Raw genomic sequence first — 14,957 nt, forward strand, 5'->3', positions numbered from 1 at the left:
GCTGCTCGACACGAGGCGCAGCACGCGCACCGCGTTTCCGCCGACGAAACCGCCCGCCCCGAAACGACGCCTGTTCAACCCCTCGCCACCAAACTGGACCACGCCGCGTGAGCACGCTCGACGACGCTGCAACTCTTGAACTCCCGTACAAAGCGCCGTTCGACTGGCGGCGCCTGCTGCGCTTTTTCAGCGGACGCGCGACGCCCGGCGTCGAGACCGTCGAAGACGGCGCGTATCGCCGCGCGATCGAATGGGCCGGCGACAGCGGCACGCTCAGCGTGCGCGAGCATCCGCGCAAGCGCTGTCTGGTGGCGAGCATCGAAGGCCCGGTGAGCCGTCACGCCGACGCGCTCGCCGCGCCGATTGCAAAGATGTTCGATCTGCGCGCCGATCCGAAGAAGATCGGCGCCGCGCTCGCCGCGGACCCCTGGCTTGCGCCGCTGATCGACGCCGCGCCCGGCTTGCGCGTGCCGGGCGCGTGGTCGGGCTTCGAACTGGTGGTGCGCGCGATTGTCGGCCAGCAAATCAGCGTGAAGGGGGCGACCACTATCATCGGACGATTGGTGCAGCGGGCGGGCGAGCGTATCGACGGGCATCCGCATGACAACACGGCGTGGCGTTTTCCGACGCCCGAAGCGCTGGCAGCCGTCGACCTCGCGCAAATCGGCATGCCGGGCAAGCGCGTGGCCGCGCTGCAAGGCTTCGCGCACGCGGTCGCGACGGGCGATGTGCCGCTCGACAGCGCCACGGCGGACGCAAGCGAACTGCGCGCGGCCTTGCTCGCGCTGCCGGGCATCGGCCCCTGGACGGTCGAGTATGTCGCGATGCGCGCGTGGCGCGACCCCGACGCCTGGCCCGCGTGGGATCTCGTGCTGATGCAGTCGATCTGCGCGCGCGACCCGTCGCTCGTGCGGCCCACGCAGCAGCGCACGCGCACCGACGCTTGGCGCCCGTGGCGCGCTTATGCGGCGATGCATCTGTGGAACGAGGTGGCGGATCGGGCCGGGGCCGCGCGCGGCGGTTAGTGCTCGCGAGCTAGCCGTCTAAGGCGAAGGTGGCGACACGCCATGCCGTGTCGCCACGCTCACTAAAAAAACGCGGCTGCAATGGCCGCAATAACCTGGAATCCGTGTGGCCAAATCCGCGAATCCGGCGTGAAAACAGACCGGCCAACAGACGCCCCGGCGGCCTGCAATCGCCCGCCGAAGCGGCCTCAAGCAGGCGCGGTGGCGAGATGTTAAAGTGCCCGCTACTGAAAATTCCGCCGAACGTTGTCAACCGCAACATGCTGCCCGCGAGCAGCCAGGCGGCACATGGCGGCCGACAACGCCCGACTCGCATCAATGCCAAACACGACCTCATCCCGCACGACCGACGCGTTCCTGCACCGCCTGTCCGTGCTGACTTCAGGGCCGCAGCGCGACGCGCTGCTACGCGGCCTGCGCGGCATCGAAAGAGAAAGCCTGCGCGTGACGCACGAGGGCCAGCTCGCGTTGACGCCGCATCCGCGCGCGCTCGGTTCGGCGCTTACGCATCCTTCGCTGACCACCGACTATTCCGAAGCGCTAATCGAACTGATCACGCCCGCCGAGCACGACGTCGCGCTCACGCTCGAGAAGCTCGACACGCTGCATCGTTTCGTCTACGCGAACCTCGGCGACGAGATTCTGTGGAATAACTCGATGCCGGGCCTGCTGCCCGACACCGATGAAGGCATTCCGATCGCGGATTACGGCTCGTCGAACATCGGCAAGCTGAAGTACGTGTACCGCATCGGCCTCGCGCTACGCTACGGGCGCACGATGCAATGCATCGCGGGCATTCACTACAACTATTCGCTGAACGAAGAAGTGTGGCGGCTCCTGCACGCGGAGCAGCAATCCACCGCGAACGCGGTCGATTTTCAGTCCGACCGTTACCTCGCGCTGATCCGCAATTTCCGCCGCACGAACTGGCTGCTGATGTACCTGTTCGGCGCGTCGCCCGCGCTCGACCGCCGCTTCTTGCGCGAGCGCAAACATACGCTCGAAACCTTCGACGCCGACACGTTGTATCGCCCGTATGCGACCAGCCTGCGCATGAGCGATCTCGGCTACTCGAACACCACCGCGCAAGCCGCGCTGCACGCCGACTACGACACGCTGCCCGGTTATCTCGACGCGCTCGCGAAGGCGGTTAGCCAGCCGTATCCTGCGTACGAGGCAATCGGCACGCAGCGCGACGGCGAGTGGGTGCAGATCAACACCAACGTATTGCAGATCGAAAACGAGTTTTATTCGACGATCCGTCCGAAGCGCGTCACGTATCCCGGCGAACGGCCGCTGCATGCGCTCGCCGCGCGCGGCGTGCAATACGTCGAAGTGCGCTGCATGGACATCGATCCTTTCGAGCCGGTCGGTATTTCGCTCGAAACGTCGCGCTTTCTCGACGCCTATCTGCTCGTGTGTGCGCTCGACGACGCGCGCCGCTGCCGCCGCCCGCGTATTGCGAGGCGAACCAGAACTTCGCGCGCGTGACGACCGAAGGGCGCAAGCCTGGCCTGGAACTCACGCGCGACGGGCAGACCATCGCGATGACTGAATGGGCCGACGAACTGTTCGTCAAGATCGAAGCGGCCGCCGCCGCGCTCGACGCGCTCAACGGCGGCGACGCGCATGCGCGCTCGGTTGCGGTTCAGCGCGCGAAGCTGGCGGATGCGTCGCTGACGCCGTCCGCACGCGTATTGCAGACCATGCGCGAGAAGCAGCAGAGCTTCCTCGAATTCGGTCTTGAACAGAGCGAAGCGCATGCGGCGCACTTCCGCGCGCGTCCGCTGCCTGCAGACGTGGCAAAGGAGTTTGAGGAGCTGGCCACGCAATCGCTGGACGAGCAGGCGAAACTCGAGCGGGAAGAAGTGGGCTCGTTCGATGCGTTCGTCGCCGCTTATCGGGCTTATACGTTGAACCGCTTCAGCGTGTGAGCGAAGCGGCTGCCGCATCGGCACGCATCGGTAAATTGTCCACGCATTTGCACGTTTCTCTGATCTGAAGGAAACACCCTCTACACGACGCGGTCCAAACTGATAGGACACGCTAACAAGAGGGAGGATCAACGTGATGAAGCAACGTCTGTTGTCCGTACTGTGCGTTACCGCAGCTGCCGTTGCCGCGACCGCATGCTCTACGCAGGGACAAGTCGATCCCGACGTCATGCAGATCGCCACCACGCCGCTGACCTGTTCGAGCAAGGCCGAGTGCGACCTCTGGTGGCAGCGCGCGCAAACGTGGGTCGCGAATAACTCGAAGTACAAGATCGAAGCCGCGACCAGCACGCTGATCCAGACCGCCGGCCCCGACGGCGGCAAGCGCGCGCTCGCCTACCAGATCACCCGCACGCAGAATCCGGACGGCACCGCGACGATCGGCTTCGCCGCGCATTGTGACGGCTCGCTCGGCTGCAAGCCGAACCCGTGGGAAGCGGGCGCGGACTTCAAGCAATATGTGCGCGGCACGCCAGCAGGCACACAGGGAACCGATGCCAAGCCGGCGCAGCCCGCGTCCGCCGCAGCGCATCCCGCCCTGCATCCCGATATGCAGCAAGGACAGTCGGTCACGCCATCCACTGGCGAAGCCGTGAGTCAGTGAGCGCCGCGTTGCGCGCCGCTCAATGCCCCATCGACGGACCGACGCCTTTGCGCGGCTTCGTGATCCACACGAGCACGGCAAGCACGAGGAAGCCCGCGCACGAAATGCGGAAGAAGTCGTTGGTGGCCAGCATATAGGCCTGCGCGGTCACCACCTGGTTGAGCTGCGCCGTGATGCTGTCGCCGGAAAGGCCGGCGCCGGCCAGCGCACTCGTGTACGCGTTCGTGTTCGCCGTGTAGACGTTGACGTTATCGACCAGCATCGCGTGATGGCGAATCGTGTCGTTCTCCCAATACGTCGTGCTGATGGCGGTGCCGATTGCGCCGGACAAGGTCCGGAAAAAGTTCGATAAGCCCGAGGCGCTCGCGAGCCGATCGTCCGACACGCTCGAGAGCGTGATGGTCGTCATCGGCACGAAGAAGCAGGCCACGCCGATGCCTTGCACGAGGCGCGGCCAGATCACGTGATTGAACGGCACGTCGAGCGTGAAGGTCGAGTTCCAGAACGACACGAACGCAAACACGATGAACGCGAAGCTCGCGATCACCCGCAGATTCAGCCGGTGCATGTTCTTGCCGATCATCGGCGAGAGGAACAGCGCGAGGATGCCGACCGGCGCGGTGGCGAGACCGGCGAGGCCCGCCGTGTAACCCATCACCGTTTGCAGCCACAGCGGAAAAATCACCACCGAGCCGAAGAACGCCATGAAGCCGAACGAGATGATCAGCACGCCGAGCGCGAAATTGCGGTCCTTAAAGAGCGATAAATCGACGACCGGCTCTTTCTCGGTCATCTCCCAGACGAGCATGAACGCAATCGAAATCACCGCGATCACCGCGAGCGTCACGATGAACGTGGAGTTGAACCAGTCGCGATCCTTGCCGAGGTCGAGCACCATCTGGAGACACGCCACGCCGATCACGAGCAGCGAGAGGCCGATCGCGTCGATACGCTGCTGCGTGGTTTTGGTCTCGCGCCCGCGCAACAGCACGAACGCGCAGGCCGCGGAGAAAAGGCCGATCGGCACGTTGATGTAGAAGATCCACGGCCAGGTGTAGTTGTCCGTGATGTAGCCGCCCATCACCGGGCCGAAGATCGGCGCGCAAATCACGGTCATCGCCCACAACCCCAACGCGAGCCCGCGTTTCTCGGGCGGATACGAGCGCATCAGAATGGTTTGCGACAGCGGGACCATCGGGCCGGACACAAGCCCTTGCACGAGCCGGAACAAGATCAGCGACTCGAAGTTGTGCGCGAAGCCGCACAGCGCTGAGGCGATCGTGAAGAGCAGAACGGACAGCGTGAAGAGCCGCACTTCGCCGACGCGCCGCGCGAGCCAGCCCGTCAACGGAACCGCAATCGCCGAGGCCACCGAATACGACGAGATCACCCACGTGCCCTGACTGGTCGCCACGCCGAGGCTGCCGGAGATGGTCGGCACGGCGACGTTGGCAATCGACGTGTCCAGCACTTCCATGAACGTGCCGAGCGCGAGCCCGACGGTCAGGAGCGCGAGCGCGCCGCCTTTGAGCGGCGCCGGCTCGGCCGCGGGCGGGGTGGCGGGCTGGTGTGCAGGTTGAGCTGCGGGTTCGTCAGCGTTGGAAGCCGTAGCGGCCATGTGTTGTTCTCCTCAGCGCGGAAGTGTGTCGTGCCTGGCTTGTCGCGTTTCTCTGGGCATTTGCATGCTGCATCACACTCTGCCCAGACAGATATTGTTTTACAACTGCGCCCCTAGAAGGCGCTCTGCGGTTAATGCTCGCCCTTCTCCGGCGATGAATCGTCGGCCGTTGCGTCGCCGGGCGGCTCAGCCTCCGCACACAAGCCGCAGCCTGCGCTCGTCCCCGGGTCGATACCGTTGGCGATGAAACGGCTAAGCAGCTCGATCAGCGTCGCGAGGTCCGCGTCCGAGAAGCCGCGCAACTGCTGGTTCAGCACGGCCGCGCCGATGCCGGGCAACTGCTGCGCCGCTTCATGCCCTTGCGGCGTCAACTCCAGCTTGACCATCCGACGATCGGCGTCGCTACGCGTGCGCTGCAAAAAGCCTTTCTTTTCAAGGCGGTCCAGCAGACGGGTCATCGAGCCGCTGTCATAGGACATCACGCGCGACAACTCGAACGGCGTGTTCGCGCGCCCGGCAGCGAGCAACAGGATCACGCCGATCTGCTGCGCCGTCAGCCCCAGCGGCTTGACCGCGCGGTCGGTGCGCTCGACCAGCACGTTGCGCGCTTTCGACAGGTAGTAGCCGAGACTCGTATCGAGCCGGATCTCGTCCGCTTTGTAGGGGCCGTCAGTCATTTGGGTACAGGGACATTGCAGCAGACGCACATTCTGGACACGCGCGACACCGAAAAACAACAACGCGGCCGCGCATCGCGCACAGTATCTTGAAATTTACTTGCATAGTCAATATTATATTAAGCAACGAGTTACGCGATCCGCGCCACCCGAGACTATGTTCTGACCGCTTTTTTTGTCCGCCGCCAGGCCGGCGTGACCCAAGGATGTCCCTCCCATGCTGTACCTGAAAAATACCCTCGGCGGCCTCAGCCGCTCTCTGACCGATTCCGCTTTGCACAGCTTCCAGGGCCCGCATCGCTGGTGGAAGCTCGCGTTGTTCGCCGTGCTGTTCGTGCTGCCCGGCGGATCGGTGGGAGTCGCGGTGTTGGCGTGGTTCGAGCATCGTCGGGCGCGCAAGGGTTTGAAGGGCATCGCGGACATCAAAGGTGCGAAGGCGGTGTCGGTGGACAGCGCGGCGGCGCTCGCGAACGCGGCAAGCGTGTCAGGCGTTAAGAGCGCGGCACCTGTCATCGCCCACGGCGCGGCAAGCGCCTGCCAGTCGCGCGGCGAAGCACCGTGCCGGGCCGCAGCCGGCAAGCTCGCGCGCAAGACGACATCGACGGAATCGCGGGTCGATTCGCGCACCGACGCCCGCGTTTGAACGGCAGCCAGTAACGGCGCGTAACCTTCGCGACACCGTCAGTAACACACCTTCGTCGCTGCCCGCATTAACCTTTCTGTTTCCCGCGCCCAGCGGGCTCATACGCTAACATGCCGGCACATCGTAGGCCGGCGCCGTCCGTCATTGGCGGCGTCGTGGCGTCCAGAAGGAAAAATGCATGCAGTCTGACCGAACCTCGTCCGCGCGGACCTATGCGCCTCGCGTCCTGACCCTCGCCGTCGCGCTGGCCGCCGCGGGCCTCGTCGCAGCCTGCGCGGTCGGCCCCGACTACCAGCGCCCCGCCGCCGAGATTCCGGCTTCATACAAGGAAGCCGCGCGCGGCTGGAAAGTCGCGCAACCGGCGGATCACGAGGACCGCGGCGCGTGGTGGACGATCTACCAGGACCCGCAACTCGATGCGCTCGAAGACAAGCTGAACGCCGCCAATCAGACCATCGCGCAATTTGCGGCCGCCTATCGGCAGGCTCGCGCGCTGGTCGGCGAGGCGCGCGCGGCATACTTCCCGACCCTCGGTTTGTCGGCGGGCGCGACGCGCTCGGGCAGCGGTGCTTCGTCGAGTACGCGATCGACGAGCGTCAGCCGCTCAGGCGTCAGCAACAGCTATGACCTGCAACTCGACGCTAGCTGGGAGCCCGACCTGTGGGGCTCCGTGGGCCGCTCGGTGAATGCGCAGAAGGCCGGCCAGCAAGGCGCCGCCGCCGATCTGGCGAACGCGCGGCTGTCCGCGCAGGCCACGCTTGCGCAGACGTATTTCGCGCTGCGCGCGCTCGACGCAAATCAGAAACTGCTGGACGAAACCGTCGCCGCCTATCAGCGCTCGCTGCAACTCACGCAGAACCAGTACGCCGCGGGCGTGGCCGCGCGTTCGGACGTGATCCAGGCGCAAACGCAACTGCAATCGGCGCAGGCATCCGCGATCGACAACGGCGTGCAGCGCGCGCAGGACGAACACGCGATCGCGGTGCTCGTCGGCGAACCGGCCTCCACCTTCTCGATCCCGCCGATGCCGCTCACCGCCACGCCGCCCGCCGTGCCCGCGCAAATGCCGTCCGCGCTGCTGGAGCGGCGGCCGGACATCGCTTCCGCCGAGCGCAAGGCTGCGGCGGCCAACGAGCAGATCGGCATCGCCATCGCCGCGTTCTTTCCGTCGCTGACGCTGTCGGCGAGCGGCGGTTTCGAAAGCTCGGTGTTCTCGCAATTGCTGACGGCGCCGTCGCGCTTCTGGACGGTCGGCCCGCAACTCGCGGCGACGCTCTTCGACGCGGGCCTGCGCCGCGCCCAAACCGAAGCAGCGCGCGCCGCCTATGACCAGAACGTCGCCACCTATCGTCAGACGGTGCTGACGGCGTTTCAGGACGTCGAAGACAATCTCGCGTCCCAGCGCATCCTCGAACGGGAAATCGTGGTGCAGCAGCAGGCGGTGGAGTCGGCGCGCCAGGCGCTTGCCATCGTGACGAACGAATACAAGGCGGGCACGGTCGGTTATGTCAACGTGCTGACCGCGCAGACCACGGCGTTCACGGCCGAGCAGAAGCTGCAAACCATCGCGGGGCAGCGGATGGTGTCGTCGGTCGGGCTGGTGAAAGCGCTGGGCGGCGGCTGGGATGTATCGCAGATGAACCGGGAAACGGGTGGGGTGGCGGCGCCGGAGCCGGCGTCGGCGGCGGCGGCGACGCCTGTCGCGCAGGGAGGAGTTGCGCAGACGGCGACGTCCGCGCAGATGCAAGCGCAAAGCAAATAGGCGGGCGAGCGGGGCGCCGCGCGATACAGCGGCGTTCAAATGGGAAAGAGGCATAACGGGCCAACAAAACCCGTCATGCCTTTTTTGCATCTAGCGCTGTACGAGCCGCCGCGGGTTCAACTCGACATGCGAGCGGCAACGTTCAGCCGCTCGTTTTGCCGCCAGCTTAAAACGCCGCTCGGCGGCTTTCTCAGCACCCGCGCCGCGCATCCGCCCGTCGAACTCGATGTGCGAGCGACAACGTTGACCAGTTTGGTTTGCCGCTAGCTCGAAGGCGCCGCTCCGCGCGTTGCAGCATCCACGCGACGCATCTGCGGGTCCAGCTCGAGGTGTGAGAGACATCCTCGACAATCTCGTTTTGCCACTAGCTCAAAACGCGCTGCGCGTCCGCGCGTCAAACTAACGCGCGAGCGGCAGCAACGCGACGACCGCATCCCCTTTTGCCGCGACTTCAAAAGCACCGAACGGCGCGGTCTATCACCACCCGCGCCACCCACCCACCTCAATGCACGAACGACAACGCAACCGTATCCGGTCCGCTCGGTCGTCCGAGCAGGTTCAACAGTCCCGCGAGATTGTCGCGTGCCTCGGGCGCCGATGTCGCCGTGCCATGAAACGACGTCGAAGCCGGCGACACGACCCCACGTCCGTTCAGCATCAGCGGCCCCTTGACGGTCCGCAGCTCGAGCGTCGACGACGCCCCTTCCGCCTGAAACACCAACTGATACGAGCCGAGCGGCTTCACCGGCGAGACACGCGAACTCACGTCGTTCAGCGCGACCGTCAACTGGCCGAACGCCTGACGGTTGAAACTGCGCCAGTCGGACCACGAGAGCCGCACGTCGCCCTGTAGATCCAGCGTATTGAACGGCGCGCCGAGACCGCTCAGCAGCGAAGCCGGCACCGCGATCGCGCCGGGCGTCACATTCGCGCTGCGCGGCGTGGCGTCGACGGTGATCGGCTCCGGCATTGCCTCGCTCTGCCGCATGGTCATGCGCACGCGGCCCGTGAAGAGCGGCCAGAAAGCCGTGCGCCATTCGATGCGTCCAGGCAGCAGCGTCGCGGCGCTCATATCGGAGCCCGCGGCGAGCATCAGCGTGGCGGAGCCGTGCCACAGCGAACCGGCCGGGTCGACGAGGTTCACGTGCCCGCCGCTCTGACGGGCGAATTGCGGCGTGATCCACGCGGCCGGCAACATCGCGAGCATCACTGCCGCGCTGGAAAACACCGCGACCACGAGCCAGGGCAGCGCGGCGCGCAGGCGCCGCATCCAGTAAGTCATGCGAGATCCCGTGGCAGCGCGCTCATTTCGCCGTCGATGGCTGCAGCGACGCCGTCACGTCCACCTGGCCGTCTTCTTTCAGCGCGGTCACGTGCGCTTCGGCGACCTGCACTTTGAACTGGCGGCGCACGTCGTCGACCCAACCCGTCCACACGGGAAACGACGCGTTCTTCATCTGCACCTGCACCGCGTTGCCGATCACCTGAACCTGCGTGGCCGCGAGGCCATGATCGGCAAGCGACGCGGACAGCGCGTCCTTCAGCGCGCCGCCGGTCGGCGCCACGCCCTGAGCGGCGCCGGAAAGCTGACGCGCTTCGTTGGCTTGCGCCGTCATCTGCGCGAGTTGGCGCTGCAAGGTGGGCAGCGATTGACGCAGACGCGCGCGCCCCTCCTGCGCCGGCGCCCACAGCACCGACCACGCGATCACCACCGCGAGCACGCCGCCGCCCCACGTCAGCAGACCCTTTTCGCGGTCGGTCCGCTGCTCCCAGAAGCCTGCCCAAGTTTGCGCGAGTTGAGCTTTCATTGTCCGTTCCTGATGGTCCACTTGCCGGTATTGCTGTCGATCGCGCCATTCAGTCCGTTGCGCGCGAGGCGCGCGGCGAAATCGGGATCGAGCTTCACCTCCGGCTTGAAGGTCACGTCGAGCCGCCGGTCGTGATAATCGAGCGCGGCAATGCCGTTGACGGGCACGGGCGGCAGCGCGCGCGCGAGACGATCGGCGATGGAGAGGAAATCGTCCGGAGAAAGCTCGCCCGCCGCCACACGCAACTGCTGCAACTGACGCGACATCTGATCGGGCGCATCGAGCACGACCGTCGTCTTCGGGAACGCGTTGAGCAGCAGTTCGGTCATCTGCGTGTTGATCGCGTCGCGCTGGCGCGACAGCATCAGCCACTGCACATTCGCGCCGATGATCGCGACCAGCAGCGCGCCGACCGCGAGCAGCACGGGCAGGCGCAGGCGGCGCAGCGTCGCGCGGTCGAGCCGCCACGGCTGCGACGCGAATTCGAACTGGCACAGATCGAAGCGGCACGCGAGCGCGCGCCGCGCGAGCTGCTCGAACGGCAGCGGACTCGCGCCGTGCACATGCGCGGCAAGCCGCGCCGGGCTGCTTGCGCCGAGACTCGGCTCGTTGCCAGGCACTTCGGTGAGCATATAGAGCGACACGGGCATCGCGCCGGCGAGCGCGGCGAGCGTCGCGTTGACCGCGTTCGCCGGCACCGCGAGCCCTTCGCCTTGCGCGCCGCGCGCAATCGCCAGTTCGACGCGCGGCGTGCCGGTTTCCACCGCGCCTTCCAGCAGCAGTGCCGGCGCGGTTTGAACGACTGCGCCGAGCACCGCCGCGACCATCGGCATGGCTCCAGTTGCAGCGTCGGACAATGCATCAGTCGCGCTTGCCACCGGCGCGGCATCGCGGCGTGGCGAAGCGTCGGCGCCCGCCAATGCTGGCTCGGCCGCGCTCACCGTTTCGGCAACGTCGACCGGCGCTGCGGATAACCGCGCCTCCGGCAGACAGCGTGTAACCGGCACCGCACGCAGACTGCGGTGCCCAGCAGCGGAAAACGCTTCGTAGATAAAGCGGAACCACCCTCGGTCGATGATCGCCAGCACTTGCCGTCCGCCCGCCGCCGGTTGCGGGTCCACGGCGATATGGCAGGTTTGCGGGTCCTGGATCAGCTGATCCTCGACGATGTTCGGCAGCGCCTGGCGCAGCTTCGGACCGCGCAGCGGCGGCAGCGTGGCGGGCATCATCAGGAGGTCGCGCGCGGCGACCATCAGCACCGTCGACGTCGCGCGCGGCAACAGCGCAAGCGCCGAACGCCCGGCGCGCTGCGTGCGTCCCGACTTGTCGAGCAGCACGAACGGCAAGTCCGGCAACTGCCATTCCTGCGACGGCACCGCCGGATCACGCGGCGGCAATAAGACGATCAGCGTGCTCAAAGGCCACTCTCTCTGGGAAAGGCGTTGTTCATAGTTGGTCTTGCACCCGCACGATACGCGTAGTGTGAGTCAAAGCATCGCGATAGACGAGCGTCGTGCGGTCCACTTCGGCGCGCTCGTGCTGCACGCGGCCATGAATCAGAAAGTAGTTCGTGTTGACGTCGAACTGGTTTGGATCGATCGAAGTCTGCTGAACGCCCGCGCCGCGCAACGCGAGCGTCACGTCGCCGGCATTATGGAAAAACACGGTCTGCCGCCGGGCGACGAACGCCTGCGCGGAAGACAGATTCATGCCCGGCACAACGGCCGCAATCACTTCGGCGGGCGCCGTGTTCATGTTGATCGCCGACACGGTCGGCAGCACAGTCACGAAGGGCCGCAAGCGCGCGACCATCTCCGGCGTGTAGCCGGGAATGTCGAGCAGCGAATCGACGCTCGTCATTTGCAGCGGCGCGTGCGCGGCGCTGTCCTCGCCGTCTTCGATGCCCGGTTTGTCCGTGAAGCCGCCGCCTGTTGCCCCACCTGCGGCGCCGCCCTGGATCGCCGGCGTCGACGGCGTGCCGGACGTCGATGTGACGGTCTGAAAGCGCGTCGCCGATTGCATCAGGCTCGCGCGCACCTGGACCGCGGTGTTCTTCGCGAGCTGGCTGTTCACGCCGAGCGAAACCAGCAGCCGCTGATACGCGCCGATCTGCTCCACGTCGAGTTGCATGACGCCGGGCGCCGGGCTCGCGACCAGATTGCGCAGATTGAATTTGGCCTGAGCGTCTTCGATCGAACCCGACAGGTAAGTCGCGGCGCCTTGCTGCGCGCGCACCTCGCCGATCTGACCGAGGAAGTCGGAAAGCCGCGTCTTCGCGATGGGCACGCCCCACACGCCACCGAGATAGGTGATGCCCGCGGACGTATCGCCTTCGGAGCGAAGAATCAGACGCGTCCAGTCGAGCGCGCCGCGCGCAACCCATTGCGCCTGCGCGAGCAGACGCTGGTTCTCGATCCGGCGGATCTGCACTTGCTGACGCCACAACATGCCGGAGACGAGAATCGCCGAGAGCGCAACGACGAGCAACGCGCTGATGATGGCCGCGCCGCGCTGATGGGTGGAATGGGTGTGCCGTGCGTTACGCGAGCCGCGCGTTACACACAAAGAACCCGTCGAGCGTCCCGCGCTGAAGGAGAACAATCTCATCTCATTCCCCAATCAAAAAAACGCGCGTGATGGGCCGTGCGAGCGACTTCGCGCCCACGCTCACTTCGAGCCCCGTCACGGAGCGCGGCAGCGGAGCATTGCCAAGCTGCGGCACCTTGAGATTGTTGTCGGCCTCGGTGATCGCGCCTTGCACGTCCTTCATCTGCGTGGTCCAGCCGACGCGCGGCACATAGAGCCGCGCCGAAATTGCGCCGACGCCGCCCATCAACGGCACGGCCGACCAGCCTTCGCCTTCGCTGCCGCGCGACGCCGCGCGCAGATCGCCGACGCTGGCAAGCGGCGGAGACGCATAGCGGATCACGCGGCCTTCGGTGACGCGGTAACGCACGACCTGCAAGCGCGGCGCGGAGCCGGGCAAGCTCATCTGCCGCACGATCTGCAATGCGCCGCCGAGGAGCGACACCGCCGGCTGACCGGATTCGTCGTCGGAAGCGGCCTGACGCGCGTCGATGCGCATCTGGTCGAACAGTTGCGCGAACACGCGCTCGTCTTCCATCGCGTTCGTAATGGTCTGCCGGCCGCGGATGATCTGGTCGAGCCCGCGCCACGACAGCACCGCGATCACCGCCATGATCGCGATCGCGACGAGCAGTTCGATCAGCGTGAAGCCATGCACGCCCGCGCGAGAGCGGCGGCGGCCGGTGCGCTCGCGGCGGCGCTCAGAGCGAACGATTCGTTTCATTCGCGACCACCGTGACCATCTGGGCGAGATTGCCGGAGCGCCCGGGCATCGTCACCATCACTTCCACGCGACGAAACACCGGATTCGGCGTCGCCGACACTTGCTCGGTACAGATCAACTGCAAATTTCCTTGCGAGCAATCGAAACTCGTCGAGCCGACATTCGGCCATGCATGCGTGAGGCGCAATTGCGCGAGCGTGTTATCCGCGCTCCAGCCGGCCAGCAAGCGCCGATGAAGATCGGCCTCGCCGGTCGCGAGTGAGCCGACCGCGCGCAGCGATGCGGCAAGCGCGACGGCGATGATCGCGAGCGCGACCAGCACTTCGATCATCGTGAAACCGCGCTCGCGGTGGACGGCCCGGCGAGCCGCCGTGCTGCTGCTGCTGCTTCTGCTACTGCTGCTGCTGCGATGGCGCATGTCAGTGCACCTCGTAGCGGCCATTGCCGGTGCCGACGATCGTCGCGCTGCCCGCGGCGGAAAACAGCGTGACGCGCACGGGCACGTCGATCGCCTCGGTGCCGAACACGACGCGATTCGCCTTCGAATTCGAGCCCGGATAGTCGATCGTCACGCCGCTCACGCCGCCTTCCCACTGACGCGGCTTGAGCAGATCGTCGCGCAGCGGACGCCAGCCGTCCTCGGTGCGCAAGTCGAAACGAAAGCCGCCGTCGAACGGTTGCCACGCGATCGGACGCGCGCGCACCTGCGCTTCGTCGCCGGCCGATTCGAACAGCAGCGCGAGACGCTGTGCTTCCTCGTTCAGGTCGGTGCGCGGATTGCGCGTCATCGTCAACGCGGTCAGTGAGACCAGCAAGCCTGCAATCACCAGCACCACCATCATTTCCAGCAGCGTGAAACCCGCCTGATGCCGGCGCAGGCCGCGCGCGCGCAACGCCGCGCCCGCCGCGCGGGGCGGCGGGTTCGTTGCGACACGTGCGTTGCTATCGTCTATTGCCACGAGCCCACGTCGGCGTCATTGCCTTCGCCGCCTGCCTTGCCGTCCGCGCCGTAGCTGAAGACGTCGATTTCGCCGTGCACGCCGGGGTTCAGATATTGATAGCCGTTGCCCCACGGATCATTCGGCAAACGTTCCAGATAGCCGCCGTCTTTCCAGTTGTTCGGCACGGGGTCCGTCGCGGGCTTTTCGATCAGCGCGCGCAGACCTTGCTCCTGCGTCGGATAACGGCCGTTGTCCAAACGATAAAGCTTGAGCGCCTGCATCACGGTGCCGATGTCCTGCTTCGCGGCGACGCGCCGCGCTTCGTCGGGACGGCTCATGATTTTCGGCACGATCAACGCGGCCAGGATGCCGAGAATCGCGATCACGACCATGATTTCGATCAGCGTAAAGCCGCGTTGACGACGGCTGCGCGAACCCGCAATTGCTGTGCGGCGAATGGTCGACAGTTGCATAGCTTGCTACCTCTTTTCAGGTGAATTATCGACTGGGCGGACTCGGTGCTCTGGCACTCGCGGTGCCATTGAACGCGCCCGGCCGGTCATTTTAATGTCATG

14 protein-coding genes and 1 pseudogene are annotated in these 14,957 nt (G+C 66.0%); 5 read left to right on the plus strand and 10 right to left on the minus strand.

Annotation, left to right across the window (positions count from 1 at the left end; translation table 11 throughout):
* Positions 1–107: 107 nt before the first annotated feature.
* From BGRAMDRAFT_RS20800 to BGRAMDRAFT_RS20810, 3 genes and pseudogenes are all read left to right on the plus strand, one after another.
* Positions 108–1,025 (plus strand): DNA-3-methyladenine glycosylase family protein, encoded by a 918-nt coding sequence (locus tag BGRAMDRAFT_RS20800; protein WP_006050789.1) that lies wholly within the window; start codon positions 108–110, stop codon positions 1,023–1,025.
* Between the two features lie 318 nt (positions 1,026–1,343).
* Positions 1,344–2,959, plus strand: a pseudogene (gene gshA, locus BGRAMDRAFT_RS20805) (glutamate--cysteine ligase).
* Between the two features lie 136 nt (positions 2,960–3,095).
* Positions 3,096–3,623: a hypothetical protein gene (locus tag BGRAMDRAFT_RS20810; protein WP_006050792.1), complete on the plus strand. Its 528-nt coding sequence runs from the start codon at positions 3,096–3,098 to the stop codon at positions 3,621–3,623.
* 19 nt (positions 3,624–3,642) lie between these two features.
* Here BGRAMDRAFT_RS20810 and BGRAMDRAFT_RS20815 read toward each other — a convergent pair whose 3' ends face one another.
* Together BGRAMDRAFT_RS20815 and BGRAMDRAFT_RS20820 are read right to left on the minus strand one after the other, a co-directional pair.
* Positions 3,643–5,241 (minus strand): DHA2 family efflux MFS transporter permease subunit, encoded by a 1,599-nt coding sequence (locus BGRAMDRAFT_RS20815; protein ID WP_006050793.1) that lies wholly within the window; start codon positions 5,239–5,241, stop codon positions 3,643–3,645.
* A 131-nt stretch (positions 5,242–5,372) separates the two neighbouring features.
* Complete coding sequence (locus tag BGRAMDRAFT_RS20820; RefSeq protein WP_006050794.1) at positions 5,373–5,918, minus strand: MarR family winged helix-turn-helix transcriptional regulator; 546 nt, start codon at positions 5,916–5,918, stop codon at positions 5,373–5,375.
* 217 nt (positions 5,919–6,135) lie between these two features.
* Here BGRAMDRAFT_RS20820 and BGRAMDRAFT_RS20825 point away from each other — a divergent pair, with 217 nt between their 5' ends.
* Both BGRAMDRAFT_RS20825 and BGRAMDRAFT_RS20830 read left to right on the plus strand, forming a co-directional pair.
* Positions 6,136–6,561, plus strand: a complete 426-nt coding sequence (locus BGRAMDRAFT_RS20825; protein ID WP_006050795.1) for a hypothetical protein — start codon at positions 6,136–6,138, stop codon at positions 6,559–6,561.
* A gap of 178 nt (positions 6,562–6,739) precedes the next feature.
* A complete protein-coding gene (locus BGRAMDRAFT_RS20830) occupies positions 6,740–8,323 on the plus strand; it encodes an efflux transporter outer membrane subunit (RefSeq protein WP_006050796.1) in 1,584 nt (527 codons plus the stop codon).
* Positions 8,324–8,825: 502 nt separating this feature from the next.
* On the opposite strand, the gene BGRAMDRAFT_RS20840 is transcribed toward BGRAMDRAFT_RS20830, so the two are convergent.
* Genes BGRAMDRAFT_RS20840 through gspG form a run of 8 tightly spaced genes read right to left on the minus strand, consistent with a single transcriptional unit; the run spans position 8,826 to position 14,855 of the window.
* Positions 8,826–9,605 carry a type II secretion system protein N gene (locus tag BGRAMDRAFT_RS20840; RefSeq protein ID WP_006050797.1) on the minus strand — a complete coding sequence of 260 codons (780 nt, stop codon included), beginning with the start codon at positions 9,603–9,605 and terminating at the stop codon, positions 8,826–8,828.
* 22 nt (positions 9,606–9,627) lie between these two features.
* Positions 9,628–10,131: a type II secretion system protein M gene (locus tag BGRAMDRAFT_RS20845; RefSeq protein ID WP_006050798.1), complete on the minus strand. Its 504-nt coding sequence runs from the start codon at positions 10,129–10,131 to the stop codon at positions 9,628–9,630.
* Positions 10,128–11,549, minus strand: a complete 1,422-nt coding sequence (gspL, locus tag BGRAMDRAFT_RS20850; protein ID WP_006050799.1) for a type II secretion system protein GspL — start codon at positions 11,547–11,549, stop codon at positions 10,128–10,130. The genes BGRAMDRAFT_RS20845 and gspL overlap by 4 nt, the downstream gene beginning before the upstream one ends.
* 28 nt (positions 11,550–11,577) lie before the next feature.
* The gene (gene gspK, locus BGRAMDRAFT_RS20855) at positions 11,578–12,738 is read right to left on the minus strand and encodes a type II secretion system minor pseudopilin GspK (protein WP_006050800.1); all 1,161 of its coding nucleotides are present in this window, start codon (positions 12,736–12,738) and stop codon (positions 11,578–11,580) included.
* 1 nt (position 12,739) lies between these two features.
* On the minus strand, positions 12,740–13,441 hold the full coding sequence (locus BGRAMDRAFT_RS20860; RefSeq protein ID WP_006050801.1) for a PulJ/GspJ family protein: 702 nt from the start codon (positions 13,439–13,441) through the stop codon (positions 12,740–12,742).
* The gene (gene gspI / locus BGRAMDRAFT_RS20865; RefSeq protein WP_006050802.1) at positions 13,419–13,859 is read right to left on the minus strand and encodes a type II secretion system minor pseudopilin GspI; all 441 of its coding nucleotides are present in this window, start codon (positions 13,857–13,859) and stop codon (positions 13,419–13,421) included. Before gspI ends, BGRAMDRAFT_RS20860 begins: the two co-directional genes overlap by 23 nt.
* Position 13,860: 1 nt before the next feature.
* The gene (locus BGRAMDRAFT_RS20870) at positions 13,861–14,400 is read right to left on the minus strand and encodes a GspH/FimT family pseudopilin (RefSeq protein ID WP_006050803.1); all 540 of its coding nucleotides are present in this window, start codon (positions 14,398–14,400) and stop codon (positions 13,861–13,863) included.
* A complete protein-coding gene (gspG, locus tag BGRAMDRAFT_RS20875) occupies positions 14,391–14,855 on the minus strand; it encodes a type II secretion system major pseudopilin GspG (protein WP_006050804.1) in 465 nt (154 codons plus the stop codon). Before gspG ends, BGRAMDRAFT_RS20870 begins: the two co-directional genes overlap by 10 nt.
* Between the last annotated feature and the right edge of the window lie 102 nt (positions 14,856–14,957).

It is taken from the genome of Paraburkholderia graminis C4D1M, assembly GCF_000172415.1.
Taxonomy (GTDB): Bacteria; Pseudomonadota; Gammaproteobacteria; order Burkholderiales; family Burkholderiaceae; genus Paraburkholderia; species Paraburkholderia graminis.